The following is a 1,802-nucleotide window of genomic DNA, read 5'->3' on the forward strand; positions in this document are numbered from 1 at the left end:
TTTTTATTAATTGCTTGCACTACTAGATCATAAGGAAGTGCTTCAGCTATGATTTCTATATTTAGCTTTTTTGGATTGTTACTATTATCGCCACTACCGTTTGAATTATTTTCTGCGCCTTGGGGCGAATTTATATAGCCTTTGCTAGAGCCTCTTGTTATTAACTCTTCGTTATTTAACGCAGTTAGGCCAGGGCTTGTGTTAAAAACTGAAGATTCCGAATTAATAAATGTTGTGGCAGCGTAAGCTCTTTGCATATTGCTGTAAGTATTAGATAACAGCCGTTTTGTTGAAAAGCTAGCGTTTTCTGAACTTGCGTATAAATCGGACAAATCCTGCTGCTTGAGCTTATCGATTTTAGACTCTAAATCATATTCACTAGCTAGTTCTATTTTTTGTGTAAAGTTTTTTTTTATATAGGAAATATCATCAAAATCTGCGGCACCGGCTTTGGCTACGCTAGTGGGATTTATAGTATAAGCCGCTAAGGTGCTTAGCGTAGGCGTGGCCGTAAGTGGCTTAGCGCTAGTTCTTCAAGCTCATGATCTTAAATTGGAGCCACTTTGTGTATTAAACGCGGTTTTGCATCCTGATCATATTCCAGCTCAAGGGCTAGAGGAGGAGATTGAAGCAGCGGTAGAAGAGATGTTTTTAGAAGCAGCTGACGCTGTCGCAACACCGTTATGTGGCGGGACTTTGGTAATTGTTGGCCCTGGCCAAAACTTCAGTCTATATAACAATAATTTCACCTCCTCAGTTTTAATGTTGCGAACTTGAGAAGCGCGCTGTTCCACATCTCAATGTAACACTTCGTCTAGCGCCTGCTTTAGCTTAGAAAAGAAATAAGTATCTAGCATATTACTTGCCTTTATAGGCAAATAGCTTAGCATCTTTAGATTATTTTGAATTTTATGACAGATTTCACTTCAATTCGGTAAAATTAGCTTTTTAGCTAGCGCGCTTTCGGGAAAATTATAAGCGAAAAGGGCTAGGATGATAGTAAGAATAGCACTTATTATTAGTGAAAACTTAGATGAAGGTGTTTTAAGTGTATTTCAGCTCATATATATAAAGAGGGCAGACACGCCTCACATAAGGAGCATATAAAAGCCTGAATAAAAGATGCAGCTTAGTTCGAGCGCGTTAAAGACTAGAATTACGCAAGTTGAGGCGCTTCATAAAAAGGGCATGATTAGCTGTGAGTTGTGGCTAATAAATTAGAATTAAGCTCACAATTAGCATAAGCAGCAGCGCAATTAGTGCATAATCCAAACTTAGGTTAAAGATTTCACTATTTGAAACTAGTGCTTGGGCGTGTTGTTCTATGTTAACTATTAGCGCTGAGGCTATATAGCTTATAATTAACGCGATTAAGCTGAGCTGTAAGGCGCTACGCCTGCAATAAGGTAAAATTAGTGAAGCTAGACTTAACAAAAAGATAGCGCCTAGTGGCAATCTGAGCTCGATTAGAGAAATTGTGAAGCTAGCTAACACAGCTAGCAGAATTATGCATCAAATCAAATTGTAATTTTGTTTAAACATCTTGTTTATTAATTATATTTTTTGATTAGATGCAATTTGGCTTTCAATCAACTCTGCTGAATTGAAAGAGCAAGCAGAACTGTCACGGAAATCACTGTTCCACGCGACCCTTGTTTTTTTATTATATTGTTTTATACTGTTTTTATACCTTGCTATTTTAAATTTCATTTTTTTTTGTTTTAATCCTAAATAGTTTTTCTTTTATTTCTATAAAAGTTCTATTAAATTACGCGGCAACTACCAACTTTCGGTCTTTGTCT

3 protein-coding genes are annotated in these 1,802 nt (G+C 36.7%); 1 reads left to right on the forward strand and 2 read right to left on the reverse strand.

Going from position 1 to position 1,802, the window contains the following annotated elements; translation table 11 throughout:
- Nucleotides 1–257, reverse strand: a 257-nt coding sequence (locus tag ACQR30_RS17425; protein ID WP_429737065.1) for a hypothetical protein, incomplete at its 3' end; no start/stop codon positions are given.
- 232 nt (nt 258–489) lie between these two features.
- Here ACQR30_RS17425 and ACQR30_RS17430 point away from each other — a divergent pair.
- Nucleotides 490–777: a hypothetical protein gene (locus ACQR30_RS17430; protein WP_429737066.1), complete on the forward strand. Its 288-nt coding sequence runs from the start codon at nt 490–492 to the stop codon at nt 775–777.
- 777 nt (nt 778–1,554) lie between these two features.
- Here ACQR30_RS17430 and ACQR30_RS17435 read toward each other — a convergent pair.
- The gene (locus tag ACQR30_RS17435) at nt 1,555–1,710 is read right to left on the reverse strand and encodes a hypothetical protein (RefSeq protein ID WP_429737067.1); all 156 of its coding nucleotides are present in this window, start codon (nt 1,708–1,710) and stop codon (nt 1,555–1,557) included.
- Nucleotides 1,711–1,802 lie beyond the last annotated feature (92 nt).

The organism is Arachidicoccus sp. (assembly GCF_050436765.1).
Taxonomy (GTDB): Bacteria; Bacteroidota; Bacteroidia; order Chitinophagales; family Chitinophagaceae; genus Arachidicoccus.